Here is a 25827-nt window from a genome sequence, read left to right as displayed (position 1 = left end):
AAATTTCAACTCGCGGTATTTCGCGTTATACTCCCGTGCACTAGTGAAATAAATCGCACAGCGCACGGGAGTTGATTGTGCAAGCATCAAAAGATTGGCAGTGGATTTACTCAGAAGAAGTAAACCGTTTGCTTGTGGACCTCGGAGAGTTTCAATTAGTCACGCCTTTTAAACTTCGTCAGTTGACGGAAGATACGCGCGACAATCCGGCGTTCAGTATTCAAGATGCGGCGTTTTACAATCAAGTTTTTCAATACTTACAGCAATTTGGTGTCTGGCGTGAGCCGGAGATCTGTCAAATCGCACTCAACGCGACTGCGGCAAAATATTACTTACTACCGATGCAGGCAAAGAGCTGGTTTTTTAAACCTTATCAAGGTGGTACGGCTATTAGTGACGCCATAGTAGTACTCAAAAGTGCCCATCAACAAGGTGAATTTTTGTTAGTTGATTGTGGTGCAGAAGCGTCGCTCTGTATTAACCTACAAGGACCTTATCATTTAGATGAGCATTTAGTGCTTGAGCCATTCCAAGCGATTAAAGTGCTGAACGATCGTATCCACCCCCTCATCATTACACAGAAATCCGCGCAATCTGCTTAGGACTGCGGCAACTTGTGGTATACTCAGCCCGTTTGAATTAAAAAGGGTTTATTAAGTTGCTATTTATCGCACTGACCTCGATTGGGGTCGAAACTTTGTTGGTGGACGAACTCACTGAGCTGGGTGCCAAAGTTGTTAAGCAAACTATCGGTTCGGTGCGCTTTGAAGCGGACAGTCTGCTGGCGCAAAAAATCTGTTTAATGTCGCGTTTTGCTACTCGTGTCATGTTATTACTCACGGAAAGCAACGACGTTAAAGGTAAAGACGAGCTGTATCAGTTAGTGAAGCAGGTTGCTTGGCAGGATTGGTTCGGCGTCTCACAAAGTTTCGCCGTTGAATTTAATGGTACTAATACTTTGCTGAAAAACAGCCAGTTCTCTGGCATGGTAGTCAAAGACGCAGTAGTCGATTATTTCAATGAAGTGGCTGGTGAGCGACCAAATGTCAGCAAAGACACTCCGAATGTGCGTATTGTTGGCAAACTGAATAAAACCCAAGCAGCAATTTATATTGATTACTCAGGCCCACGTTTGTCTGACCGCGGCTATCGTACGAAACAAGGCCAAGCGCCGATTCGTGAACATTTGGCGGCTGCCCTCGTCAAGCGCAGTGGCTGGTTACAAGATCCGACCAAACCGTTATTTGACCCTTGTTGTGGCTCAGGCACGCTATTGATTGAAGCTGCAAGTATGGCGCTAAAGCAAATTCCTGGTTTGCAAAAAGAGTTTGCGTTTCAAACTTTGCCAGGGTTTCGTCCTGCGAAATTTAAAGAACTTAAAGATGAGTTAAAAGCTCAGCAAGTCGAGCAAAACTTATGGTTGATTGGTTCTGATATTGACGAAAAAGTGCTGGATATTGCAAAGCAAAACGCCCGTAGAGCTGGGTTTGCAGAGCGCATTCAATTTAACCTGCAAGATGCCAGTAAACTTAATTTAGTTGCAAAACGCCCAGGGGTAATACTGTCTAACTTACCGTATGGTGAGCGTTTAGGTGGTATGGCTGAGCTGGTGAATTTATATCGCAATATCGGTGGTGCATTAAAGCAGTATTATGCCGATTGGCAGGTGGCGCTGCTTGGCACAGATGATAGCTTGTTTAACCTGTTAAAATTGGTAAAAGCCAAAAGCTACAAGTTTAAAAACGGCCCACTTGATGTGGTACTAAACACCTATCAACTCGATGCGCGTCAGGTGTCGCAAACGCATCGCGCTACGACTTTGCACTTTGAAGGTTCAAGCGCATTTGCAAACCGTTTGAAAAAGAACAAACAAGCATTGAAAAACTGGGTCAAGCAAAACGAGATAGAAGCTTACCGAGTGTATGATGCTGACATCCCAGAATACAATGTGGCAGTTGATATTTATCCAGCCCATGCAGTGATTTATGAATACGCGGCGCCGAAAAATATTGACGACAATGTGGCAGAAAAGCGTTTACAGGACGTCATTAGTTTGACTGCGCAAACACTTGAGCTAGCTCCCGAAAACATCGCTGTGAAAGTGCGCAAGCGCCAAAAAGGTGAAGAGCAATATCAAGTGTTAAGCCGTCAAGACCGTACCATGACAGTCACTGAGTTTGGTGCGCAATTTAAAGTAAACCTGTTTGATTATCTAGACACTGGGCTGTTCCTCGACCACCGTTTGGCGCGTCGCTATATTCAACAACACGCCAAAGACAAACGCTTTTTGAACCTATTTTCGTATACCGGCAGCGCATCGGTGCATGCAGCTGTGGGCGGCGCCAAATCTGTGGTGACTGTGGATATGTCAAAAACCTATCTCAAATGGGCTGAAGAAAACTTCGCTTTAAACCGCTTACGTAGCCCTCGTTTTCGTTTTGAGCAGGCAGATTGTTTGAAGTGGCTTGAGCATGCTCAAGGGCAATATGATTTGATTTTCCTCGATCCGCCAACGTTCTCAAACTCTAAACGGATGCAGGAAGTGTTTGACGTCCAGCGCGACCACATTCAACTGATGACTTGGGTTAAGAAAATCTTAAGTCCAAAAGGCGTGTTATTGTTCTCAAATAATAAACGCGGTTTTAAAATGGATGAAGTGGGCTTAATGGGACTAGGTTTAAAAGCGGAAAACATCTCTGATCAGACTATTTCGCCAGATTTTAAACGCAATAAACAAATTCACAATAGCTGGCTTATTACCCATGGTTAAGGTGGCGTTATTCCACACTGAGGGCTGTCATCTTTGTGAAATGGCTCTAGCCATGTTAGCGGACATCCCCGCAGCGGTTGAACTTAGGGATGTAGTGGAAGACAGTGCGCTAATGGCAGCGTATCAATTTACTATTCCTGTGGTGCAGCGGTTGGACACTGGGGCCGAGCTGGGTTGGCCGTTTACCTCACAACAATTAGAAGAATTTTTAGATTAACATGGATTTAATTCGTATCAGTAAGGCACAGCTTGCCTTTGGAACGCACCCATTACTGGACAATGCCGAGGCGGTGATCAGTAGTGGCGAACGCGTATGTATCGTAGGGCGCAATGGTGCTGGTAAATCAACGCTCCTCAAAGTGCTGGGTGGTCAGGTTATTCTCGATGATGGTGAAATAAACCGTTTGCAAGGCCTGAAAGTTTCGCGATTAGAGCAAGATCCGCCCAAAGGGGTTCACGGTAGTGTGTTTGATTATGTTGCCCAAGGTTTGCCTGAGGTGGCTGAATTATTGATAGAATTTCATCATGTCAGCGATGCATTACAAACCTCTCAAACAGACTCGCTACTTAAGCAACTCGAGCGTCTCACCGCACAATTGGAAGCTGTAGATGGTTGGCGCTTTGAAAGTCGTATCAAATTGGTGCTAGCGCAGCTTGATTTAACGCCAAATATGCGCCTTGAGTCGCTATCCGGTGGTTGGTTACGTAAGGTTGCGCTTGCTAAAGCTTTGGTTAGCGAGCCAGATTTGTTATTACTGGATGAGCCAACCAACCATTTAGATATGGCTTCGGTGATTTGGCTTGAGCAACTGCTGAAAGACTTTAAAGGCGGCATCGTGTTTATTTCTCACGATCGTGCCTTTATCCGCGCAGTGGCGACCCGTATTTTGGACTTAGACCGTGGTCAATTGATTTCTTACCCTGGCGATTACGCCAAATATCTTGAGCAAAAAGCCCACGACTTGAAGGTTGAAGAAACACAAAACGCGTTGTTTGATAAAAAGCTCGCGGAAGAAGAAACGTGGATCCGTCAAGGCATTAAAGCTCGCCGTACCCGTAACGAAGGGCGTGTAAGGGCGTTAAAAGCGCTGCGCGTGGAGCGTAAGCAACGGGTTGAACAACTTGGTAAAGTCGATTTCAATATCGAGAATGCCGACCGCTCTGGCAAGTTGGTGTTTGAAGCGCAGCATCTTGCAATGGGCTTTAAAGATAAGCCGATTGTGAAAGACTTCTCAACGGTTGTGATGCGTGGCGATCGCATTGGTTTAGTTGGGCCAAACGGCGTTGGGAAGACGACCTTACTGAAGTTGTTGTTTGGTGACTTGCAACCTGAGCAAGGCAAAGTCAAGCAAGGCGTGAATCTTGAAGTTGCCTACTTTGATCAGTATCGTCAGGCACTTGATGAAGAGGCAACTGTACAAGACAACGTTGCTGAAGGTAAGCAAGAAGTGATGATGGGTGGCCGCAGTCGTCATGTGCTTAGTTACTTGCAGGATTTCTTATTTCCGCCAGCACGTTCTCGCACCCCAGTAAAAGCATTGAGTGGTGGTGAGAAAAACCGTTTACTATTGGCCAAATTGTTTGTAAAACCATCCAACGTGTTGGTCCTGGACGAACCAACCAACGATCTCGATATCGAAACTTTGGAACTTCTCGAGGAAATTATTGACCAATACCAAGGCACGGTATTAATCGTAAGTCACGATCGTGAGTTTATTGATAATACCTGTAGCGCGGTATGGGCATTTGAAGGTGATGGCAAAATTACCGAAATCGTTGGTGGTTACAGTGATTGTGAGCGTTATTTAGCAGCGCAAAAGCAAGAGTTAAAAGTTGCTGAGAAACAGACCCCAATTGAAACTGTTAAATCAGCGGTAACAAAGAAAAACAGTAATAAACTCAGTTATAAGTTAAAACTTGAATTAGAGACATTACCGGGTAAAGTGGAAGCCCTTGAAGCTGAGCTTGAACAACAACAAGAGTTGGTTAACTCACCAGAGTTTTTTAAACAAGATGCTGCGACAACGCAAGCTGCATTGAACCATTTAGCAGAGCTAGAGTCGAAGCTCGAAACCGCATTTAATCGCTGGGAAGAACTCGAAGCATTACAGAATCAGTCGTAAGGAAGAAAATGAAAAAATCAGTACTTGCAGCCAGTATTTTAGCCGCCGTATCCGGCCAACTGAGTGCTGCAACTTATCAATTAACCGAATTACCTCTTCACTCGGGTGCTAAACACACTTACGTGGTAGATGCCAATGACAATGGCGATATGATAGGCCAAGTGCGTGGTAACTTTAATCGCCCGATTGACGTCAGTTATATTGATTTTGATGATTCAACCATCAAAAAATTTTACGACGACGTAAAAGGTGAGTTTGAACTTATTGATAAAACCATCACTTTTACTCTGGAAGACATTAAAAATGGTGCTGCTGCCACTAACGCTGATGCCAATGATTTTATGGTGCGTTTTTTAGCTAACCGAGCGAACAATGCAGAGTTTCAAAAATTGGTTGATGGTTTTGCTATTCGCTACATTGGTAATTCGACTCAAGAACAAGTGTTATTTGATGTTGCTTCAAGCGACTATGATGGCTTAACTCGTTCTGTATCAAACTTTCTCAATGCTTTGGCCGACGATGGTGTTATGGCGGGTTGGGGCACAGCACCTTTTAGTAAAAAGCCGTTTACCAATAAAGATAACGAAGAAAAGTTGTACTTTGAAACACCATGGATCTCGCGCGGTATAGTTATTACACCAACGGGTGAGAAAATTACCTTAGAGCCAAAATATACCGAGTTTGGTGGCATGTCTAAAGCAATGGATATTGCCAAACTAGACGACGGTAGCTATTTAGTGGCAGGTCAAAGTTCAGTGGCAATTGCCAAAGCGTCTCAGGAAATTTTTGATGACAACTGTGACGGTGAAGATGAGTCCGTGGCGGTTTGTACTTGGATTCGCCAACTTGGTAGTTTCTTTATGACCAATGGTTATATTTGGAAACTAGACCAAAACTTTAATGTGGTAGACACGACAGATTTAGGCCTAGGCTTAACGCCAAACGATAATGAAGAAGGCGCTTATGTAAGCGGTGCGCTGGCCATTAACAAAAATGGCATAGCCGTAGGCTTTTCACCTGTACGTTTTGAGGATAACAAAGATTACGAGCATATCGTGGCGGGTTATTTCAAAGACGGCGGGTTCCATGCTGCACCCAAAGTCATTAAATCATATGAGAATGGTAAAGCAACGGATATCAACGACCATAACGTTATGGTTGGGTTCCAGCAGCGGGAAATTCCCGGTGGTGCAAGAAGTGTGGTCGGTTTCTACTACGATATTGACTCTGGCGAGTCTAAAGATATTCAAGGTTTCTTCCCAGGCTCAGATGTTGCGGTGACTTCTATCAACAATGCGGGTGTGCTGGTTGGCCAAGCTGAGGTTGACCGCAATACGCAAAATTCGCGTCGCGAAGCTTTCCTGTACAAAATCGGTGATGAGAAAATCACTAACATTAACAACTTACTGCCATGTAAAGATCCAGCCACAGGTGAAAACTTTAAGTACACAGTCGCTGAAGCGAACAAGATCACAGACGGTAATGTGATTTATGGTACAGCAACAAAGACGGTTGAGAAGCGTGATTCGCTAGGTAATGTGGTCAAAGATGTTGATGGTAAGACAGAATACGAGAGTATTGCAGTACCAGTAGTATTGACACCTATCAGCGGTGAAGTTGAAAGTTGCTTGGCGCCAGAAGTTGAAAAGTACGAGCGTCAGTCTGCCAGCTGGGGTTGGCTCACTGTATTATTAGCACCTTTAGTTGCTTGGCGTCGTCGCCAAGTTAAATAAAAAAAGCCCGAGAGGGCTTTTTTTATATCTATACTGTTTATGTCTGTACTCTTTATAACTGCGCTTTTAAGCTGGTTTGTTGAGAGCATACGCTAGGTTGGTCTCAACAACAGTTGTTGCGATTGAAGCTTAACGGCTACTGCGTGAGTCCCAAGCTTTATTTACTGAGCGGCGCCAGAGGTAATCGATACCGAAGTAACCAATCAGTGATGCGACCGTTGCACAGACTAAACAACCAACAATAAATGCAGGCCCTATGGTGCTTAAACTTTCGGTTAACCATTGCCAGCTGGCTTCAAATGCAAAGGGCTGCGGTTCGTGACCTAACACGGCGACACCAACTAAATAGGCACCATAAAATATCGGCGGCATGGTTAAAGGGTTTGTAAGCCAAACTAAAGCAATCGACAAAGGTAAATTCACTCGTAATGGAATAGCGAGCGCAGCGGCGAGTACCATTTGAAAAGGAACAGGGATGAACGCGAAGAACAATCCAATTGCAAACGCACCGCGAGCTGAGCGGCGATTTAAATGCCACAGATTGGCATCATGGAGGAGAGAACCAAAGATCTTAAGCGATTTTTGTTCTTTGATCTTGTTGTGATCGGGCATTAAGCGTTGGATCGTTTTTTTTGCCATAGCATGCAACCATCTACTTCTACACTGATATGTTGGGGTTTCCTTTGCGGCAGCACCACCACCGTATTGCTGTGGCAATCTTGGTCTTTTGCGGCTATTGCTGTCGTTATCTTGGTCCTGACAGGGTATTTTAAGCCCATTTATAAATTTGTGTTAGGTTTTATTTGCGCGATTTTGTATGTAATTTTGTATTGGCAGACGTGCTATCAATTTTCCCATGTCTCAGATTGGGTTACAGAGCCTTCACGATATCAGCTGATTGTGACAGAAATAGTCAACTCCGAACCTGCGCCTTACGTTATTGCGGCGCTCACAGATGAAAAGGGCCGAAAAGCCAATGCGTTTTTAACTTTTCCGAGCGGGGATGTGTTACAACCAGGCGCTCAATATTCTGCACTGGTCGGGCTAAAACTGTATCGCAGTAAACGCCATTTCCATGGCCGCAATAGCGAGCTACAAGCATTTAGAGACAAAATCAGGCTTAAAGGCAAAGTATTGTCCTTTTCCAAAACTGGCCAGCAACCCACTACGTGGTCAAGACAATGGCGTACTTGGTGGTCAGCACATGTTAGCGAACTCACACAACACTGGCTCTACTATAGTTTACTCAGTGGCGATAGAACTTTAAATCCACCTCAGCAAAGTGCCTTGATGCGCCAGTTTGGGCTTAGTCATTTGTTGGCTATTTCCGGCATGCATGTTGGTATTGTTTATTTGCTGATGCATCTTAGCCTAAGGGTTGGGCTGAGTGTCGTTGTGGTTGTGACCGTGCGTTCACAACATTTGAACATGCGTAAGCTCGCAGTGCTGCCAGCTTTACTGCTGACTTTAAGTTATGTTTATTTAAGTGGTGCTGCGGTTTCAAGTCAACGGGCCTTTTGCATGCTGCTGGTGATGGCAATTTGTTATCTCGCAGATGGGCGCTATTTTAGTTGGCGTGCGGTGTTTTGGTCGCTAGTTGTGGTGTTACTGCTTGACCCTTTCGCTGTGCTTGATATCGGACTTTATTTATCTTACCTCGCGGTTATCGCCATTTTAATGACTATCCAGATGTACCATGTTCGACGACCTAAGTCTGGAATAAGTGCAGCGGCTTTGCAGTTGCTGTTGTTCCAGTTGAGTATTTTTATGGTGTTATTACCAGCCGCTAGCCATATTTTTGCTGGCGTAAGCATAATTGGTTTGTTGGTGAATTTAGTCGCTATTCCGTTGGTTACTCTCGTGTTGTTTCCCGCAATTTTAATAGATGTGTTGTATGCGGCGCTGTTTGATACGCTGTTTTGCCTACCACTGCTTGATGTTGCTCTAAGTGTGCTATTTGCAAAAGCCGAGCAGTTGCCAGCAGAGTGGGGCTGGCTCAATTTACCTTGGCTTACGCTTAATACTGTGCTGGTGTGCTACCTAGTAATAATACTGGCATTGGTGCCAATGGTAAGATGGCTGAGCTTGCCATTGTTGGCTGTGCTCGTTGGTTATCATTGGTTCATGCCGCAGCCAACTTGGCGAGTTGTCGTATTTGATGTCGGGCATGGTTTAATGGTTGCGGTTGAGCAAAATAATCATGCGCTCATTTATGACTTAGGCCCCAGCCATTTTGGTCGAGTCAATTATGTAGATAGGGCTTTGTTACCCTATTTAACCCGTGAAGGTAGCGCTTTGCAGACTGTGATAGTCAGCCACCCCGATAAAGACCATAGCGGCGGGTTGCCTGCACTCTATAAGGCGGGGCTACAAGCGAGTTTACAGCAGTTCCATCAAGGTAATGCAGAGCTACCATGCCAAACAGGGATATATACTTGGCAGTCGTTGCGGGTAGAAATTGTATGGCCACTGCGAATTCCACTTAAACAAGATAATAATAGCTCCTGTGTGGTGCGTATTAGCGATGGCAAGACACGAATATTATTGAGTGGTGACATTGAACTGCAAGCTGAATCGCAACTTGTTGCGATGGACGAGTTGTATGCTGATATTCTTGTTGCGCCGCATCACGGCTCGAAGTCCTCATCATCGCCAGAGTTTGTTACCAAAGTCGCGGCTAAGCATGTGGTGTTTTCGCGCGCTTTTTATAGTCCTTGGCGTATTCCTCATCCACAAGTGGTAGCCCGTTATCAGCATAGTGGAGCGAGCATTTGGGATACTGCGCTACAAGGCGACATTAGATTTAATATTCATAACGATAAAATCACTGTTGAAACTGCAAGGATGCATCCCAGCTTATGGTTTTTGGACAATTAAATTTTTGTTTTTTATGCTTGAAGGCTACAATAGGCGTCTTTTTTGCAGCCGGATAGTGGTATGAAACAGTCTTCCGCGAAAATCTACAAACGTTTGTTAAGTTATGTTGGCCCATACAAAGTGGCGGCTATTTTTTCTGTTATAGGCATGCTTGGCTATTCTGCTATGGATGCATTGTTTGTTGACTTGATGAAGCCGTTTATTGACCAAGGTTTGACTGCCCGCAATAGCGAAATATTAGCGATGGCGCCCTTTGTCGTGATGGCATTGGTCATCGGACGCGGACTTTTCAACTATATGTCGTCATACTGCTTGACCTATGTTGGCTCTCATGTGGTGAGAGCGCTGCGCCAGTCACTATTTGAACATATGTTGGCGATGCCGGTGCGATTTCATGATCAGCACTCAAAAGGTGAACTGATTTCGAAAATCACCTATGACACCGAGCAAGTGCAGCAAGCCATCACTCGCGCATTACAAATTTTAATTCGTGAGGGCGCTTATGTGGTGTTTTTGCTCATAGTTATGTTCCGCGCATCGTGGCAATTGTCTTTAGTATTTTTAGTGGTTACGCCGCTAGTGGCGGTGATTGTCGGGGTCGTATCAAAGCGCTTTCGTAAAATTTCCAAAAACATTCAAGATGCGATGGGCGAAGTGACACGTAGCTCAGAGCAAATGCTCGCGGGTCATAAAGTGATCCACGGTTTTGGCGGACAAGCGCAGGAAATTACGCGTTTTGACCAAGTGAACAACCGCAATCGTCAGCAACAGGTCAAAATGGATGCGACAAAGGCGCTCAGCGTATCTGTGATCCAAATTCTCGCAGCTGGCTCAATGGCGGTTATTCTGGCGATTATTGCGCTACCGTCGATGATCAACACCATCACTTCAGGGACTTTTATCACCCTTATTTCCTCTATGATGTTGATGTTACGTCCGCTCAAACAGCTTGCTAACGTTAACAGCGATATGCAGCGCGGGATCTCCGCCGCAGAAAGTATTTTTAACATCCTTGATTTACCAACAGAACAAGACAACGGCACCGTAGTGGCGCAAAGAGCAAAAGGCGACATAGTGCTTGAACAGCTCACCTTTACTTATCCTGGCAAAGAAACGCCGGTTCTTAAAGGGGTTGATTTAACCATCAAAGCCGGCCAAACCGTTGCATTAGTAGGGCGTTCAGGCTCTGGAAAATCTACCTTATCCAATCTTTTACCGCGCTTTTATAATTATGACAGTGGCGCTATTCGTTTAGATGGGGTGCTATTAAGTGACTATCAGCTCGCCTCTTTACGTGCCCAGTTTGCCCTGGTTTCACAGCAAGTGGTGTTGTTTAACGACACCATAGCCAACAACATTATGTATGGTTTAAAGCAACCATTGAGTGAAGCCGAACTTATTGAAGTAGCGAAGAAAGCGCACGTTTGGGAGTTTGTGCAAGATTTACCTCAGGGGCTAAATACCATGGTGGGTGAAAATGGTGTGATGCTTTCTGGCGGCCAACGCCAACGTATCGCTATTGCCCGAGCCATCGTTAAAGATGCACCGATTTTAATTTTAGACGAGGCGACCTCTGCATTAGATACCGAATCTGAGCGTTTGATCCAAACTGCATTAGAAGAGTTGATGGTGGGTAAAACTTCGATTGTTATTGCGCACCGACTGTCGACCATTGAGCATGCGGATATGATTTGCGTCTTAGATAAAGGCCAAATCATCGAGCAAGGCAACCATGCGAGCTTACTAGCGCAAGGGGGTGTCTATGCAGCCTTGTGCCAGATGCAAGCTGGGAGTCACGCGCAGTGAGTCAGCTAGAAGCCAGTTGGTATGGTAAGAAACGTTGGTTCACCTATTTATTGTTACCACTGAGTGGGTTGTTTTATCTTATTGCGACTTTGCGGCGTGGCGTCTATCAACTTGGTATAATGAAACCGGCAACGAAAACCTTACCCGTTATCGTGATTGGCAACATCAGTGTCGGCGGGAATGGCAAAACCCCATTTGCTTTGTGGTTAGCGGAATACTTAAGCCAGCAGGGAAAAAAGGTCGCGATTGTTAGCCGTGGTTATGGGTCAAAAGCACCCTATTATCCATACTCGGTAACTGAGGCTCATCCTGCTGAAGTCGTCGGCGATGAGCCTAAACTACTCCAAAGTCGTTTAGGCTGTCCTTTGGTCATCAGCCCAGATAGAAATGCGGCGCTGGCGCTCATCAGTCGCGACTTTGATGTTGATGTGGTGTTAAGTGACGATGGGTTACAGCATTACGCTATGGCGCGTGACGTTGAGTTGTGTATCGTTGATAGTCAGCGCCAATTTGGTAATCGCTTATTGATGCCCGCAGGACCACTACGCGAGCCGGTAAGCCGCACTAAGTCAGTGGACTTAGTAATAGAAAACGGCGGCCACGCACCACTTAGTTATCAATTACAGCAAGACGGTTTCTATCGCGTCCTCGACAACACCTTAGTCACTGACATAAACAAGGCGCACGCGGTCAGTGCCATTGGTAATCCACAACGTTTTATCGATAGCTTAGCCGCAGTGGGTGTTGAAGTGTTGTCACAGCAGCATTTTCGCGATCACCATCAATTTTGCTTTGATGATTTTGTAAGTTGCGGTGCAGACGCGGTGGTGATGACAGAAAAAGACGCGGTAAAATGTCGCGCATTTGCCAAAGCAAATTGGTACTATTTAAGAGTCTCTGCGCAGCCGAGCGACGAACTTCGTACTGCGCTAAATAATATTCTGATAAATAAAGGAATTCTTCATGGCATTTGATACTAAATTGCTTGAAATCATTGCGTGTCCGGTGTGTAAAGGCAAGTTACGTTTTGATAAAGAAAATCAAGAACTGATCAGCACCGCAGCGCGTTTGGCGTATCCGGTTCGTGATGATATTCCTGTGCTGTTAGAGAATGAAGCGCGTGAATTGACGTTGGAAGAGGTAGAAAAGTGGAATTCGTAGTCGTCATCCCGGCACGTTTCGCATCAACCCGTTTACCGGGTAAACCTTTAGCTGACATTAACGGCAAGCCGATGATCCAGCATGTCTATGAAGCCGCGGCTAAATCTGGCGCCAAAGCTGTATATATTGCGACCGATCATCAAAGTGTGTTTGATGCTGCTCAAGGGTTTACGGAACACGTTTTAATGACGCGTGAAGATCACCAGTCAGGTACCGAGCGTTTAGCCGAAGTGGTTGAGCAACTCGGTCTTGATGCCAATACCATTGTGGTGAACGTGCAAGGTGATGAACCTTTGCTGGCGCCGGAAAACGTGGTTCAGGTCGCAAAGTTATTACATAGTTCAGATGCGCCGATGGCAACGCTCAGTTTTGATATTCATGATGTTGAAGAAGTGTTGAATCCAAACGCGGTGAAAGTCGTTGCTGACGTCAACCACAACGCCTTGTATTTTTCCCGAGCGTCTATCCCGTTTCAGCGTGATAGCATGTTGCGTTTGGATAAAGACAAAGTCCCTGTTCATCACTTTCAGCGCCATGTTGGGATCTATGCCTATCGTGCGGGTTTTATTCGCGACTATTTAGCATTACCGGTATCGCCACTTGAAGTACAAGAATCCCTTGAACAGCTACGCGTGCTCTATCACGGTTATCAGATCAAAGTCGCCAAAGCGGATGTAGCTGTCCATGCTGGAGTCGATACGCCAGAAGATCTTGCCCGCGTGATCACACATTTACAGCACCATGTTTGAAATCGTTTTGCACCACCACGACTTCGTGGTGGCTTATAAGCCTGCTGGGGTTAGTTTTCATAGTGAAACCGAAGCGGGTTTTGTGGTGTTGCTTGAAGCGCAGCTGGGTATCAAGCTCTATGCTGTACACCGCTTAGATAAAGTGACCTCCGGACTTATCATTTTAGCTACCCATAGCGGTGCGGCGTCAATGCTCACAGACATGTTCAGCAATCGCGTCATCGATAAATTTTATTTAGCTTTGATTGATGCTAAGCCGAAGAAAAAACAAGGCTGGGTAAAAGGCGATATGGCGAAAGCTCGCCGCGGTGCGTACAAATTACTGAAAACTTCAGACAATCCCGCAATTACCCGATTTTATAGTCAATCAATTGCCGAAGGGTTGCGGGCGGTCGTATTAAAGCCTTTCAGTGGCAAAACCCATCAGCTCCGGGTCGCACTTAAAAGCTTAGCCGCACCTATCTTAGGCGATGAGCTATACGGTGGTACACAGTCAGATCGGGTGTATTTACATGCTTATGCCTTATCTTTGGTATGGCAGGGTGAACAAATACAATTGCAGGCTCCTCCTGTGGAGGGGCAATGGTATCGGGTTTATTTGCAACATCAACAAGCCAAGCAGTGGCAACAACCTTGGTTGTTAGAGTGGTAGTATGACGGAAGAAAGAAATTTACGCTTTGGCGGCATTGGCCGTTTATATGGTCAACAGCAGTTAGCTTGGTTGGCAGAGGCGCATTTTTGTGTGATTGGCATTGGCGGTGTCGGCAGCTGGGTTGCTGAGGCTCTGGCAAGAACCGGTGTTGGTACGCTGACACTCATAGACCTTGATGATATTTGTGTCACGAATACCAATCGCCAGATCCACGCTACGCGTGAAACCATTGGCGCCGCGAAAGTTGAGGCGATGAAAGTGCGCTGCGAAGCCATTAACCCAGCGATCAATGTGCTCACCGTGGATGATTTTATTACCTTAGATAACTACCGAGAACTATTGCAAGGCTTTGATTATGTCATTGATTGTATTGATGCGGTAAAAGAGAAAGCGGCGCTTATTGCCCATTGTAAACGCCGCAAGATCCCCGTTATCACCACCGGTGGGGCTGGTGGTCAGACCGATCCAAGCTTGATCCAATACGGCGATGTGGCGAAAACCACGCACGACCCATTACTAGCCAAAGTACGTTATATTTTGCGTAAAGAGTACAACTTTACTACCAACCCCAAGCGTAAGTTTGATGTTGATTGTGTCTATTCTACCGAGCAGTTGGTGTATCCAACCGCGGACGGTGCAGTTTGCCAAATGAAGCAAAATGCAGATGGCAGTAAAAATATGGACTGCGCCACGGGATTTGGTTCTGCCACTATGGTCACGGGCACCTTTGGCTTTTATGCCGCAGCGAAAGCAGTGCGCAAGTATTTAGACCGTAAAGCAAGGCAAGCTTGCTAATAAATACCAACTCATTTGCCAGAAAGGTTAAGCAACCTGGCTGGCAAATGTTTGAATGGCGGCGTCAATGGCATGCACGCCATTACCACGTGATGGGCTCAAGTGTTGCAACAGCTGCAATTCATTAAACACCATCACAGCGCTGGTTTTACTTACCTCTAAGGGAGTTTTACCATTGTAAAATGCCAGAATAATCGCGAGCAAACCCTTAACTATACGCGTATCTGAGTCAGCAACGACAGCTAATTTGCCATCTTGCTCATTTTGGGCCACATGCAACCACACTTTGCTTTCACAGCCTTTCACTAAGGCTGCAGGTGTTTTCAATGGCTCAGGCAGTTCAGGTAATTGCTTACCCAATAACATGATAGTGCGATACTTAGCTTGCCAACCAGAAGATTGCTCTAACTGCTGACGAATGTCGTTAAAATTCATAAAACTATTCTACTAAAACTACTCTGCTAATAAGGCTAAAGCGGCGTTGAGAGCGTTAATAAAGCAGTCTACTTCCGCAAAAGTGTTATAAAAAGCCAAACTAACCCGAATGGTACCACTGATATTAAGCGCTTGCATTAACGGTTGGTTGCAGTGATGACCAGTTCTGACCGCAATACCTTGATGGTCGAGCAAAGTGGCGATATCAAACGGATGTTCATCGCGGAAATTAAAGCTTACAGTTCCTATGTTTTGCGATAAATCACCATAAAGTGTGATGCCATCTATTTGCGTTAAATGCGTGACTAAATAGCGATAGAGCGCTTGCTCGTGGGTTCTTAGTGCTTCAGCATTTTGTGCTTGAATAAATTTCAAGGCTTCGGCAAACGCAATAACACCTGCAATATTCGGTGTTCCAGCCTCAAATTTACCCGGCGCCTCGCGATAAGTGCTGGCTGCGATAGTGACCGTCTCTATCATTTCGCCACCACCTTGGTAAGGTGGTAGTGCATTTAGCAATTCATAGCGACCATAAAGAAAGCCAACACCGGTAGGCCCCAAGGCCTTATGCGCTGAAGCCACGTAGAAATCACAGCCTAGTGCTTTGGGTTTAGGTTGTAAATGCAACAGCGCTTGGGCGCCATCAACCACACAAATGGCACCGTGGCGTTTTGCAGCGGCAATGAGTGTGCTGATATCATGAATATTACCTAGGCCATTCGAGGCATGACAAAGCGCGAGAACTTTTGGTTTATAGCGCGCGATAAGCGCCAATGCGGTATCTAACTCTAAGATACCTTGGCTATTAACGAGAATGGCTTTTAGCTCTGCACCAGTACGCGCGGCAGCAAGTTGCCAAGGCACAATATTGGCGTGGTGCTCCAATTCAGAAATAAGGATGATGTCGCCTTTGCAGAGCGTGTGAGTTAGGCCATGGGCTAATAAATTAAGTGCTTCCGTGGCGCCTTTGGTCCATACAATTTCTCTACTCTCTACTGCTAGGAAATCAGCGAGCACTTCACGGCTTTGTTCGTAACGACGGGTGGCTTCAGCACTAAAGTAATGCACGCCACGATGGACATTGGCATTACATTCGCGATAAAACAGCGCTTCAGTGTCGATTACACAGACTGGCTTTTGGCTGGTTGCGCCATTATCGAAATACACCAGCGGCTCGCCATGTGCGGTTGCGCTAAGCATAGGGAAGTGTGAGCGAAGGGCTGTTAAGTCGAGCATCCGAAATTCCATCACCAAATGGGACTCGGCATTTTAATGCAACAGTATTAAGTTGCAATAAAAAAGGCCGCATTGCGGCCTTTTTTACGTCTAGCGTTTGTCGCTAGGAACAAAATCGCGAGCCGTGTAGCCAGTGTATAGCTGACGTGGACGACCGATTTTGTGACCTGCTTGCGATAACATTTCGTTCCAATGTGAAACCCAGCCAACTGTACGAGACATGGCGAAAATCACAGTAAACATGCTAGTTGGAATACCAATCGCTTTAAGAATGATACCTGAATAGAAATCTACGTTCGGGTATAATTTCTTCTCGATGAAGTATGGGTCTTCAAGCGCGATTTGCTCAAGACGCATCGCAACGTCAAGCAATGGATCTTGAATATTTAGCTCTTTCAATACTTCATGACAAGTTTGACGCATTACCGTCGCACGTGGGTCGAAGTTTTTGTAAACGCGGTGACCAAAGCCCATTAGACGGAACGGATCGTTCTTGTCTTTAGCTTTTGCAACGTATTCGTCGATACGGTCAACCGAGCCGATTTGCTCAAGCATACGTAGACAAGCTTCGTTCGCACCACCGTGCGCAGGACCCCATAATGATGCGATACCGGCTGCGATACATGCATAAGGGTTCGCGCCAGAAGAGCCAGCTAAACGTACAGTTGAAGTTGATGCGTTTTGCTCATGGTCTGCGTGTAGCATGAAAATACGGTCCATTGCTTTGGCAAGCACAGGACTGACTTTGTATTCTTCCGCAGGTACAGAGAACATCATGTGCAGGAAGTTTTCAGCGTAAGTCAAATCGTTACGTGGATACACGAACGGTTGACCGACGTTGTACTTGTAGCACATAGCTGCGATTGTCGGCAGCTTAGCAACTAGTTTGATAGCGCAGCGCATACGTTGGTCAGCATCAGAAATGTCTAAGTCGTCGTGGTAGAACGAAGACAGTGCACCAACGATTGCACACAACATTGCCATTGGGTGAGAATCAACGCGGAAGCCTTGGAAGAAAGCCGCGATTTTCTCGTGTAGCATGGTGTTATGAGTTACTTCCGAAGTAAATTCAGCAAGTTGAACATCGTTAGGCAATTCACCGTTAAGCAGCAAGTAGCACAGCTCAATGTAGTTCGATTTTTCCGCAAGCTGTTCAATTGGGAAACCGCGGTGTAATAACACACCTTTTGTACCATCGATGTAAGTAATTGAAGATTCGCAAGAACCGGTCGACATGAAACCTGGGTCGAAAGTGAAATACCCATGACCACCTAACGTACGAACATCGATGACATCCTGACCCGCAGTGCCTGAGTAGATTGGTAACTCAATTGGGTCATGACCTTCAATCTGGAGTACGGCCTTCTTATCTGCCATTTATGTGTCTCCTATGAAATAACAATTCTGATTGTTATGTTGTGATACTAATGTTAAGCAAATTCCGATCATTGTAACGTAGAAACCGGGGGGAAAGTCAATTTTTCTAGGAATTATGCATGAATGTATAATAAATATTCTGTCTGGATTAAATATTATACCATTGGCTAATTCGCAAGCATCTCAAACTAAACAAGAATTGTAAAAGCCTGCGTACGCTTATATACTATCAGAGGTTTTATACCGTATCGTCTGTGGGTAAACCTGAATGAAAAGTGGAGTTCCGAAAGGTGCTTTGCCTTGGTTTATTTAAGGTGTGCCATTTGTGCATTTTGTGCAAGTGGGTTTTATAAAAACAAGTAGATGAGCTCCTCGTGAGCAAGATGGGCAAGTAACTGTGAAAAAGCAAAGACCTGTAAATCTAGATCTAACGACCATATCAATGCCGGCAACAGCCAAAGCGTCAATTTTGCACCGTGTTACGGGTGTTGCAATGTTCTTCGCTTTGACGTTTGTGATTTGGGCATGGTCTGAGTCTTTATCTTCTGCGGAAGGCTTTGAGTTTGTAAAAGAGCTAATGACTGGCTTTATTGCAAAATTCATCGCTTGGGGCACAGTGACTGTGTTGGCGTATCATATCGTTGGTGGTTTCCGCCATATGATCCAAGACATGGGCTACTGGGAAGATTTAGCTTCAGGCAACAACAGTGCAAAAGCTGCATTAGCGTTGTGGGTAATCTTAGCAATCCTAGCAGGAGTGTGGATATGGTGTTAAATCAAGCAACTCTCAAGCGTGATGGCGTTCAAGACTATGTGTCGTTACGTACTACTGCATTGGTAATCGCAGCTTATGCGATTTTCATTGTTGGATACTTCTTACTGACTCCGACCCTCACTTATGAAGCTTGGAAAGGGTTGTTCTCAAACCTTGCGATGAAAGCTGCGACGCTAATTACATTGACTTGTATTATGGTGCACGCGCGCATTGGTCTTTGGCAGGTACTTACCGACTATGTTAAATGTTCCACAATGCGTTCTATCCTAAGCTTCGTGTTGAACCTTATGGCGGTTGCTTACGTAGCTATTGGTCTATTCGTTCTGTGGGGTGTTTAAGTGAATTATTCTGTTCTTGATTTCGACGCAGTCGTCATCGGTGCGGGTGGCGCTGGTATGCGTGCCGCACTAGCAATCTCTGAGTCTGGCAAGACTTGTGCACTTATTTCCAAAGTTTTCCCAACGCGTTCACACACTGTATCTGCTCAAGGCGGTATCACGGTAGCGCTTGGTAATTCGCACGAGGATAACTGGGAATGGCACATGTACGATACGGTCAAAGGCTCTGATTTTATCGGTGACCAAGACGCTATCGAATATATGTGTAAAACGGGCCCAGAAGCTATTACAGAACTTGAGAATATGGGCTTACCTTTCTCACGTTTTGAAAATGGTCGTGTTTACCAACGTCCTTTCGGCGGTCAGTCGAAAAACTTTGGTGGCGAGCAAGCGGCTCGTACAGCTGCAGCTGCTGACCGTACTGGTCATGCGTTGTTACACTGTTTGTACCAACAAAACGTTAAAAACAAAACTAACGTTTTCTCTGAATGGTACGCATTAGATTTAGTTAAAAACGATAACGGCGATGTAGTAGGTTGTACTGCAATCGAAATCGAAACTGGCCGTATCGTTTATTTCAAATCACGCGCTGTAGTACTTGCGACTGGTGGTGCAGGCCGTATTTACGCCTCTACTACGAACGCACACATCAACACTGGTGACGGTGTTGGTATGGCGACTCGCGCAGGTATTGCGTTACAAGACATGGAAATGTGGCAGTTCCACCCAACGGGTATTGCGGGCGCCGGTGTACTTGTGACTGAAGGTTGTCGTGGTGAAGGTGGTTACCTACTAAACAAAGACGGCGAGCGTTTCATGGAGCGTTATGCACCAAACGCTAAAGATCTTGCATCTCGCGACGTTGTAGCACGTTCAATGATGACAGAGATCCGTGAAGGCCGTGGCTGTGATGGTCCGTGGGGTCCACATATCAAGTTAAAACTTGATCACTTAGGTGAAGAAACACTTAACCTACGTTTACCTGGCGTTTGTGACTTGTCTAAGACATTCGCGCACGTTGACCCAGCAAAAGAGCCAATTCCAGTTATCCCAACTTGCCACTACATGATGGGTGGTGTACCAACTAACGTTAACGGTCAAGTTATCAATGTTGGTGCAAATGGCGAAACTAAAGTAGTTGAAGGTTTGTTCGCAGTAGGTGAGATTGCCTGTGTATCTGTACATGGTGCTAACCGTCTAGGCGGTAACTCACTACTTGACTTGGTTGTATTTGGCCGTGCTGCCGGCAACTTCTTAGGTGTGTATCTAAACGAAGCGCAAGCGACGAAAGATGCATCTAAGTCTGACATTGATACGGCGTTTGCACGTTTCAATCGTTGGGAAAGTTCGAAACCTGGCCAAGGTGAAGACCCAGTACAAATCAAGAAAGACCTACAACAGTGTATGCAGCTGAACTTCTCGGTATTCCGTGAAGGTCAAGCGATGAACGAAGGTCTTGAGCAATTAAGAGTGATTCGTGACCGTCTACAATATGCTCGTCTTGATGATAAGTCGTCTGAGTTCAACACCCAACGTATCGAGTGTTTAGAACTAGACAACTTAATGGAAACAGCGTTCGCAACTGCGGTTGCTGCTAACTTCCGTACTGAAAGTCGTGGCGCACACTGTCGTTTTGACTTCCCAGATCGTGATGACGACAACTGGTTATGTCACACAGTCTACAACCCGACCTCTGAGTCAATGGGCAAGCGTGAAGTGAACTTCGCACCGACGACTCGTGAAGCATTCCCACCTAAAGCGCGTACTTATTAGGAGCTAAACGATGGCAAAGTTAGAATTTTCTGTTTATCGTTACAATCCAGATGTGGACAATGTGCCACGTATGCAGGAATACACGCTTGAGGTGGAAGAAGGGCGTGACATGATGGTGTTGGATGCACTTTTAAAATTAAAAGAGCAAGATCCAACGCTGTCATTCCGTCGTTCATGCCGTGAAGGTGTCTGTGGTTCCGACGGTATCAACATGAACGGTAAAAACGGTCTAGCCTGTATTACCCCAGTTTCTGCGTTACAGAAAGGTGGTAAAGGCAAGATTGTGATCCGTCCATTACCAGGCTTACCGGTTGTTCGTGACTTAGTTATTGATATGACTCAGTTCTACAAACAATACGAAAAAGTGAAGCCATATTTAATTAATGATACACCAGCAGCCGGTGAGCGTTTACAGTCTATTGAAGAACGTGACAAGCTCGATGGTTTGTATGAGTGTATTTTGTGTGCCTGTTGTTCGACTTCATGTCCGTCATTCTGGTGGAATCCAGATAAGTTCATCGGTCCAGCAGGCCTACTACATGCATATCGTTTCTTAGTGGATAGCCGTGATACGGCCACTGAACAACGTCTAGCAGATCTAGACGACGCGTTCAGCGTATTCCGCTGTCACGGTATCATGAACTGTGTTAACGTGTGTCCAAAAGGCCTAAATCCAACTAAGGCCATCGGTCACATTAAATCTATGTTGTTAAATCGCGCGGTTTAACGCATATTTAGCACCACAAGATGGCAAGCCTCTGCTTGCCATCTTGTTTTGTCTGTTTAATATCTGCGCTAGAGAAAGGGCTAATAGATGCACGAAGGTGTGATGAAGGCATGGCTAGAATCTTCTCACTTATACGGCGGTAACGTTGCTTATGTAGAAGGTTTGTATGAGGCGTATCTTGATGATGCGACTTCTGTGCCAGAAGAATGGCGAGAAGTGTTTGACCAACTTCCAAGAGTAGACGGAGTTGACGTAGAAGTTAAACACTCAGAAGTGAAAGCACAATTCGCGGAATTAGCGAAAAACAAACACAAACAAGTGATTGTTGCATCGGAAGGTGCCGCTGACGCGAAACAAGTAAGAGTTCTGCAGTTAATTAACGCCTTTAGATTCAGAGGACACCAAAACGCTAACCTTGACCCATTAGGGCTTTGGAAACGTGAGCGGGTCAGAGATCTTGAACTGGATTATCATGAATTAACTGATGCAGATCTAGACAAAGAATTCAACGTAGGTTCTTTCGCCTGTGGCAAAGAAACTATGAAATTAAAAGACTTGTACGCAGCGCTAAAAACCACTTACTGTGGTTCAATTGGTGCGGAGTACATGCACATCACTTCTACAGAAGAAAAGCGTTGGTTACAACAACGTCTAGAGTCTTCATTTGCCCAGCCGCAATTCAGCACAGACGCTAAACTTCGTATCCTTCAAGGCCTTATTGCTGCAGATGGTTTAGAAAAATACCTAGGTGCAAAATTCCCAGGCGCGAAGCGCTTCTCATTGGAAGGCGGTGACGCTTTAGTACCAATGATGAAAGAACTGATCCACCGAGCTGGTGAAAGTGGTCAGCAGGAAGTTGTTATCGGTATGGCGCACCGTGGTCGTTTGAACGTCCTCATCAACGTATTGGGTAAAAACCCACAAGTATTGTTTGACGAATTCGCAGGTAAGTACGGTGAACTGGCAGGTTCTGGTGACGTGAAGTACCACATGGGCTTCTCATCAGATTTCGCCACTAAAGGTGGCAACGTTCACATGGCGTTGGCGTTTAACCCGTCGCACCTTGAAATCGTTAACCCAGTTGTTATGGGTTCAGTACGTGCGCGTTTAGATCGCTTGAACTGCAAATCAGGTTCTAAAGCACTACCAGTGACTATTCACGGTGACTCAGCAATTGCTGGTCAAGGTGTAGTACAAGAAACCTTCAACTTGTCACAAACTCGTGCGTTTGGTGTAGGTGGCTCAATTCGTATCGTGGTTAACAACCAACTTGGTTTCACCACGTCACGTAAAGAAGACGTTCGTTCAACAGAATATTGTACTGACATCGCTAAGATGGTTCAGGCACCGATTTTCCACGTTAACTCTGACGACCCAGAAGCTGTTGCGTTTGTAACTCAAGTTGCACTTGATTTCCGTAACCAGTTCCGTCGCGACGTGGTCATTGATTTAGTGTGTTACCGCCGTCATGGTCATAACGAAGCCGATGAGCCGAACGCAACTCAGCCGTTAATGTACCAGAAGATCAAAAAGCACCCAGTGCCACGTGAAATTTACGCGCAAAAGCTCGCTGCTGAAGGCGTAATTTCGCTTGAAGCCGTTGCGCAAATGGCTGAAGACTATCGTGTTGGCCTAGATAAAGGCGAATGTGTGGTAGCAGAGATCCAAAAAGACACCAAGCATTCATCAGATTGGTCGAAGTTTATTGGTCACGATTGGGATACGCCTTATAACCCAACGGTATCAATCGAAAAACTGAAAATGTTAGGTGAATGCCTAGCAAATTATCCAGCTAACCATGAAGCACACTCACGCGTGGCGAAAATTTACGAAGACCGTAAAGCCATGGCATCAGGCGAAAAGCCGCTAGATTGGGGTATGGCTGAATCATTAGCCTATGCAACTTTGGTGGATGAAGGTGTGGATATTCGTATGACGGGTCAGGATTCTGGCCGTGGTACATTCTTCCACCGTCACGCTGTGGTACATAACCAAAAAGATGCGGCTACTTATATTCCATTGCAACACATTCGTGAAGGCCAAGGCGCATTCGAAGTATATGACTCAGTTTTGTCTGAAGAAGCCGTACTGGCATTCGAATACGGTTACGCGACTGCCGAGCCAACCTCGTTAGTACTGTGGGAAGCTCAGTTCGGTGACTTCGCAAACGGTGCACAAGTGGTGTTTGACCAGTTCTTAAGTTCTGGTGAGCAGAAATGGGGCCGTCTATGTGGTTTGACGATTCTTCTTCCGCACGGTTACGAAGGTCAAGGTCCAGAGCATAGTTCTGCACGTTTAGAGCGTTTCTTGCAACTGTGTGCTGATCACAACATGCAAGTGTGTGTGCCAACGACACCAGCTCAAGTGTATGCAATGTTACGTCGTCAATCAGTACGTCCACTACGTCGTCCACTTATCGTGATGACACCTAAGTCATTACTGCGTCATCCATTGGCAATTTCGTCATTAGAAGAGCTATCAAATGGCGTATTCCAAAACATGATCGACGAGATTGATGAAATCAATCCAGCTAATGTTGAACGTGTGGTGTTCTGTAGCGGTAAAGTTTACTACGACTTATTACAAGAGCGTCGTAAGCAAGAACTGAACAACATTGCAATCGTGCGTGTGGAACAACTTTATCCGTTCCCGCACAAAGAAATGGACGAGATCATGGCGCGCTATCAACACGTGCGTGACTTCGTATGGTGTCAGGAAGAGCCACAAAACCAAGGCGCTTGGTACTGCTCACAACACCATTTCTGGGAAGCAATTCCAAAGGGTGCTACGCTTAGTTACGCGGGTCGTAAAGCAGCAGCAGCGCCAGCGTGTGGTTATTTATCAACGCACAACAAAGAACAAACTGCGTTGGTCGCTGACGCACTAACTATCAATAAATAAGGACGAGACAATGGCAATTGAAATTAAAGTTCCTGTGCTGCCGGAATCCGTTGCTGATGCCACAGTAGCAACTTGGCATGTTAGCGTTGGCGATACAGTTCAGCGCGACCAAAACTTGGTTGACATTGAAACTGATAAAGTAGTTTTAGAAGTTGTTGCGCCAGAAGCTGGCGTGATCACTGAAATCTTACATCCAGAAGGCGCAACTGTACTTGGTCAACAAGTCATTGCGTTGGTTGGTGCAGCGGGCGAGCAGCCAGCAGCACCTGCTCAAAAGTCAGAACAGCCTGCAGCGGCAACAGCATCAGAAGGTAAAGAAGTGGACATTAAAGTACCTGTACTTCCAGAATCAGTAGCAGACGCTACGATTGCAACTTGGCACGTGCAACCAGGTGAAGCAGTAAAACGTGACCAGAACCTAGTTGACATTGAAACAGACAAAGTTGTGCTAGAAGTTGTTGCACCAGCAGACGGTGTAATGGGCGAGCACATTCACGCTGAAGGTGAAACCGTTCTAGCAGAACAAATCATCGGCAAGCTTGTTGTTGGTGCTGCGGATCCAGCAACCGCGCAAGCTACAGCTGCACCTGCTGCAGGCGACGACAACAATGACGTGTTGACACCGTCAGTACGTCGTCTAATTGCAGAGAAAGGCTTAGATGCGTCAAAGATCAAAGGCTCTGGCAAAGGTGGTCGTATCACCAAAGAAGACGTTGAAGCCTTCTTAAATGCACCAGCAGCGCCTGCAGCGGCACCAGCTGCCAAGCCAGCAGCTGCACCTGTGGTTGCGTTAGGTGAGCGTACTCAGAAGCGTGTTCCGATGACGCGTCTTCGTAAGACTATCGCTAACCGTTTATTAGAAGCGAAGAACTCAACGGCGATGTTAACTACGTTCAACGAAGTCAACATGAAGCCAATTATGGACCTACGTAAGCAGTATCAAGACGTGTTCGAGAAGCGTCACGGTATTCGTTTAGGCTTTATGTCTTTCTACGTAAAAGCAGTAGTTGAAGCGCTAAAACGCTTCCCAGAAGTCAACGCATCTATCGATGGTGATGATATCGTTTACCACAACTACTTCGACGTAAGCATTGCAGTTTCTACACCACGTGGCTTGGTAACTCCAGTATTACGTGACTGTGACAAGCTATCATTAGCTGAGATTGAAAAAGCTATCAAAGACTTAGCAATCAAAGGCCGTGATGGCAAGCTGACAGTGGATGACATGATGGGCGGTAACTTCACTATCACTAACGGTGGTGTATTCGGCTCATTGCTATCAACGCCAATCATCAATCTGCCACAGTCTTCAATTCTTGGTATGCACAAAATTCAAGACCGTCCAATGGCGGTAGATGGCAAAGTTGAAATTCTACCTATGATGTATCTAGCGCTAAGCTACGATCACCGTCAAATCGATGGTAAAGAGTCTGTAGGCTTCTTAGTGACAATTAAAGAGTTGCTTGAAGATCCAGCGCGTTTGCTACTAGACGTTTAATCGTAAGTTAATTTTTGAAGCTGTGTGTTCCGACATGCAGCTTTTTTTTTGCGCCTTTGGTCTAACTGGGGTTTTCTTGGAAGCCCTTGAGATCTATACT

Annotated in this window: 22 protein-coding genes; 18 read left to right on the top strand and 4 right to left on the bottom strand. The window is 45.7% G+C overall.

Features of this window, described 5'->3' with window-relative positions; genetic code table 11:
- Nucleotides 1-74: 74 nt before the first annotated feature.
- The 5 genes from ACFOEE_RS06150 to ACFOEE_RS06130 are packed head-to-tail and all read left to right on the top strand — an operon-like array spanning nucleotide 75 to nucleotide 6626.
- Complete coding sequence (locus ACFOEE_RS06150; RefSeq protein ID WP_377122923.1) at nucleotides 75-602, top strand: cell division protein ZapC domain-containing protein; 528 nt, start codon at nucleotides 75-77, stop codon at nucleotides 600-602.
- Nucleotides 603-658: 56 nt separating this feature from the next.
- Nucleotides 659-2770: a bifunctional 23S rRNA (guanine(2069)-N(7))-methyltransferase RlmK/23S rRNA (guanine(2445)-N(2))-methyltransferase RlmL gene (rlmKL, locus tag ACFOEE_RS06145; RefSeq protein ID WP_377122032.1), complete on the top strand. Its 2112-nt coding sequence runs from the start codon at nucleotides 659-661 to the stop codon at nucleotides 2768-2770.
- On the top strand, nucleotides 2763-2987 hold the full coding sequence (locus tag ACFOEE_RS06140; protein WP_377122029.1) for a glutaredoxin family protein: 225 nt from the start codon (nucleotides 2763-2765) through the stop codon (nucleotides 2985-2987). The genes rlmKL and ACFOEE_RS06140 overlap by 8 nt, the downstream gene beginning before the upstream one ends.
- 1 nt (nucleotide 2988) lies before the next feature.
- Nucleotides 2989-4893: an ATP-binding cassette ATPase Uup gene (uup, locus tag ACFOEE_RS06135; protein WP_377122026.1), complete on the top strand. Its 1905-nt coding sequence runs from the start codon at nucleotides 2989-2991 to the stop codon at nucleotides 4891-4893.
- 8 nt (nucleotides 4894-4901) lie between these two features.
- The gene (locus tag ACFOEE_RS06130; RefSeq protein ID WP_377122023.1) at nucleotides 4902-6626 is read left to right on the top strand and encodes a DUF3466 family protein; all 1725 of its coding nucleotides are present in this window, start codon (nucleotides 4902-4904) and stop codon (nucleotides 6624-6626) included.
- Between the two features lie 129 nt (nucleotides 6627-6755).
- Here the strand turns inward: ACFOEE_RS06130 and ACFOEE_RS06125 are convergent, their stop codons facing one another.
- On the bottom strand, nucleotides 6756-7265 hold the full coding sequence (locus ACFOEE_RS06125; protein WP_377122020.1) for a DUF2062 domain-containing protein: 510 nt from the start codon (nucleotides 7263-7265) through the stop codon (nucleotides 6756-6758).
- A gap of 261 nt (nucleotides 7266-7526) precedes the next feature.
- Between ACFOEE_RS06125 and ACFOEE_RS06120 the strand changes: the two genes are divergently transcribed.
- The 7 genes from ACFOEE_RS06120 to tcdA are packed head-to-tail and all read left to right on the top strand — an operon-like array spanning nucleotide 7527 to nucleotide 14667.
- The gene (locus tag ACFOEE_RS06120; protein ID WP_377122017.1) at nucleotides 7527-9503 is read left to right on the top strand and encodes a DNA internalization-related competence protein ComEC/Rec2; all 1977 of its coding nucleotides are present in this window, start codon (nucleotides 7527-7529) and stop codon (nucleotides 9501-9503) included.
- A 60-nt stretch (nucleotides 9504-9563) separates the two neighbouring features.
- A complete protein-coding gene (gene msbA, locus ACFOEE_RS06115) occupies nucleotides 9564-11309 on the top strand; it encodes a lipid A export permease/ATP-binding protein MsbA (protein ID WP_377122014.1) in 1746 nt (581 codons plus the stop codon).
- The gene (gene lpxK, locus ACFOEE_RS06110) at nucleotides 11306-12283 is read left to right on the top strand and encodes a tetraacyldisaccharide 4'-kinase (protein WP_377122011.1); all 978 of its coding nucleotides are present in this window, start codon (nucleotides 11306-11308) and stop codon (nucleotides 12281-12283) included. The genes msbA and lpxK overlap by 4 nt, the downstream gene beginning before the upstream one ends.
- Entirely contained in the window at nucleotides 12273-12470 is a 198-nt protein-coding gene (locus ACFOEE_RS06105) for a Trm112 family protein (protein ID WP_377122008.1), read from the top strand. Before lpxK ends, ACFOEE_RS06105 begins: the two co-directional genes overlap by 11 nt.
- Nucleotides 12458-13219, top strand: a complete 762-nt coding sequence (gene kdsB / locus ACFOEE_RS06100) for a 3-deoxy-manno-octulosonate cytidylyltransferase (protein WP_377122005.1) — start codon at nucleotides 12458-12460, stop codon at nucleotides 13217-13219. The genes ACFOEE_RS06105 and kdsB overlap by 13 nt, the downstream gene beginning before the upstream one ends.
- The gene (locus ACFOEE_RS06095) at nucleotides 13212-13871 is read left to right on the top strand and encodes a TIGR01621 family pseudouridine synthase (RefSeq protein ID WP_377122002.1); all 660 of its coding nucleotides are present in this window, start codon (nucleotides 13212-13214) and stop codon (nucleotides 13869-13871) included. Before kdsB ends, ACFOEE_RS06095 begins: the two co-directional genes overlap by 8 nt.
- A 1-nt stretch (nucleotide 13872) precedes the next feature.
- Nucleotides 13873-14667, top strand: a complete 795-nt coding sequence (gene tcdA, locus ACFOEE_RS06090) for a tRNA cyclic N6-threonylcarbamoyladenosine(37) synthase TcdA (protein WP_377121999.1) — start codon at nucleotides 13873-13875, stop codon at nucleotides 14665-14667.
- Between the two features lie 27 nt (nucleotides 14668-14694).
- Here tcdA and ACFOEE_RS06085 read toward each other — a convergent pair whose 3' ends face one another.
- From ACFOEE_RS06085 to ACFOEE_RS06075, 3 genes are all read right to left on the bottom strand, one after another.
- Nucleotides 14695-15102, bottom strand: a complete 408-nt coding sequence (locus ACFOEE_RS06085; RefSeq protein WP_377121996.1) for a SufE family protein — start codon at nucleotides 15100-15102, stop codon at nucleotides 14695-14697.
- 18 nt (nucleotides 15103-15120) lie between these two features.
- On the bottom strand, nucleotides 15121-16338 hold the full coding sequence (locus tag ACFOEE_RS06080; RefSeq protein WP_377121993.1) for an aminotransferase class V-fold PLP-dependent enzyme: 1218 nt from the start codon (nucleotides 16336-16338) through the stop codon (nucleotides 15121-15123).
- A gap of 90 nt (nucleotides 16339-16428) precedes the next feature.
- Nucleotides 16429-17715, bottom strand: a complete 1287-nt coding sequence (locus tag ACFOEE_RS06075; protein ID WP_377121990.1) for a citrate synthase — start codon at nucleotides 17713-17715, stop codon at nucleotides 16429-16431.
- A gap of 397 nt (nucleotides 17716-18112) precedes the next feature.
- On the opposite strand from ACFOEE_RS06075, the gene sdhC reads away from it, so the two are divergent.
- The 6 genes from sdhC to odhB all read left to right on the top strand — a co-directional run bounded on the left by sdhC (nucleotide 18113) and on the right by odhB (nucleotide 25727).
- Nucleotides 18113-18490 carry a succinate dehydrogenase, cytochrome b556 subunit gene (gene sdhC / locus ACFOEE_RS06070; protein ID WP_377121987.1) on the top strand — a complete coding sequence of 126 codons (378 nt, stop codon included), beginning with the start codon at nucleotides 18113-18115 and terminating at the stop codon, nucleotides 18488-18490.
- Complete coding sequence (gene sdhD / locus ACFOEE_RS06065) at nucleotides 18481-18828, top strand: succinate dehydrogenase, hydrophobic membrane anchor protein (RefSeq protein ID WP_377121984.1); 348 nt, start codon at nucleotides 18481-18483, stop codon at nucleotides 18826-18828. Before sdhC ends, sdhD begins: the two co-directional genes overlap by 10 nt.
- A complete protein-coding gene (gene sdhA / locus ACFOEE_RS06060; RefSeq protein WP_377121981.1) occupies nucleotides 18829-20601 on the top strand; it encodes a succinate dehydrogenase flavoprotein subunit in 1773 nt (590 codons plus the stop codon).
- A gap of 10 nt (nucleotides 20602-20611) precedes the next feature.
- The gene (locus ACFOEE_RS06055) at nucleotides 20612-21328 is read left to right on the top strand and encodes a succinate dehydrogenase iron-sulfur subunit (RefSeq protein ID WP_377121978.1); all 717 of its coding nucleotides are present in this window, start codon (nucleotides 20612-20614) and stop codon (nucleotides 21326-21328) included.
- Between the two features lie 87 nt (nucleotides 21329-21415).
- Nucleotides 21416-24229 (top strand): 2-oxoglutarate dehydrogenase E1 component, encoded by a 2814-nt coding sequence (locus tag ACFOEE_RS06050; RefSeq protein ID WP_377121975.1) that lies wholly within the window; start codon nucleotides 21416-21418, stop codon nucleotides 24227-24229.
- 10 nt (nucleotides 24230-24239) lie between these two features.
- On the top strand, nucleotides 24240-25727 hold the full coding sequence (gene odhB / locus ACFOEE_RS06045) for a 2-oxoglutarate dehydrogenase complex dihydrolipoyllysine-residue succinyltransferase (RefSeq protein WP_377121972.1): 1488 nt from the start codon (nucleotides 24240-24242) through the stop codon (nucleotides 25725-25727).
- Nucleotides 25728-25827 lie beyond the last annotated feature (100 nt).

The organism is Pseudoalteromonas fenneropenaei (assembly GCF_042643375.1).
In the GTDB taxonomy this organism is placed as follows: Bacteria; Pseudomonadota; Gammaproteobacteria; order Enterobacterales; family Alteromonadaceae; genus Pseudoalteromonas; species Pseudoalteromonas fenneropenaei.
This window is presented reverse-complemented; position numbering and strand designations above follow the sequence as displayed.

What these genes read in the sequence shown, in the direction of transcription:
- ACFOEE_RS06140 (WP_377122029.1), top strand. Translation starts at nt 2,763, where the DNA reads ATGGTTAAGGTGGCGTTATTCCACACTGAGGGCTGTCATCTTTGTGAA.
- uup (WP_377122026.1), top strand. Translation starts at nt 2,989, where the DNA reads ATGGATTTAATTCGTATCAGTAAGGCACAGCTTGCCTTTGGAACGCAC.
- ACFOEE_RS06130 (WP_377122023.1), top strand. Translation starts at nt 4,902, where the DNA reads ATGAAAAAATCAGTACTTGCAGCCAGTATTTTAGCCGCCGTATCCGGC.
- ACFOEE_RS06125 (WP_377122020.1), bottom strand. Translation starts at nt 7,265, where the DNA reads ATGGCAAAAAAAACGATCCAACGCTTAATGCCCGATCACAACAAGATC.
- msbA (WP_377122014.1), top strand. Translation starts at nt 9,564, where the DNA reads ATGAAACAGTCTTCCGCGAAAATCTACAAACGTTTGTTAAGTTATGTT.
- ACFOEE_RS06105 (WP_377122008.1), top strand. Translation starts at nt 12,273, where the DNA reads ATGGCATTTGATACTAAATTGCTTGAAATCATTGCGTGTCCGGTGTGT.
- ACFOEE_RS06095 (WP_377122002.1), top strand. Translation starts at nt 13,212, where the DNA reads ATGTTTGAAATCGTTTTGCACCACCACGACTTCGTGGTGGCTTATAAG.
- tcdA (WP_377121999.1), top strand. Translation starts at nt 13,873, where the DNA reads ATGACGGAAGAAAGAAATTTACGCTTTGGCGGCATTGGCCGTTTATAT.
- ACFOEE_RS06085 (WP_377121996.1), bottom strand. Translation starts at nt 15,102, where the DNA reads ATGAATTTTAACGACATTCGTCAGCAGTTAGAGCAATCTTCTGGTTGG.
- ACFOEE_RS06080 (WP_377121993.1), bottom strand. Translation starts at nt 16,338, where the DNA reads ATGCTCGACTTAACAGCCCTTCGCTCACACTTCCCTATGCTTAGCGCA.
- ACFOEE_RS06075 (WP_377121990.1), bottom strand. Translation starts at nt 17,715, where the DNA reads ATGGCAGATAAGAAGGCCGTACTCCAGATTGAAGGTCATGACCCAATT.
- sdhD (WP_377121984.1), top strand. Translation starts at nt 18,481, where the DNA reads ATGGTGTTAAATCAAGCAACTCTCAAGCGTGATGGCGTTCAAGACTAT.
- ACFOEE_RS06055 (WP_377121978.1), top strand. Translation starts at nt 20,612, where the DNA reads ATGGCAAAGTTAGAATTTTCTGTTTATCGTTACAATCCAGATGTGGAC.
- ACFOEE_RS06050 (WP_377121975.1), top strand. Translation starts at nt 21,416, where the DNA reads ATGCACGAAGGTGTGATGAAGGCATGGCTAGAATCTTCTCACTTATAC.
- odhB (WP_377121972.1), top strand. Translation starts at nt 24,240, where the DNA reads ATGGCAATTGAAATTAAAGTTCCTGTGCTGCCGGAATCCGTTGCTGAT.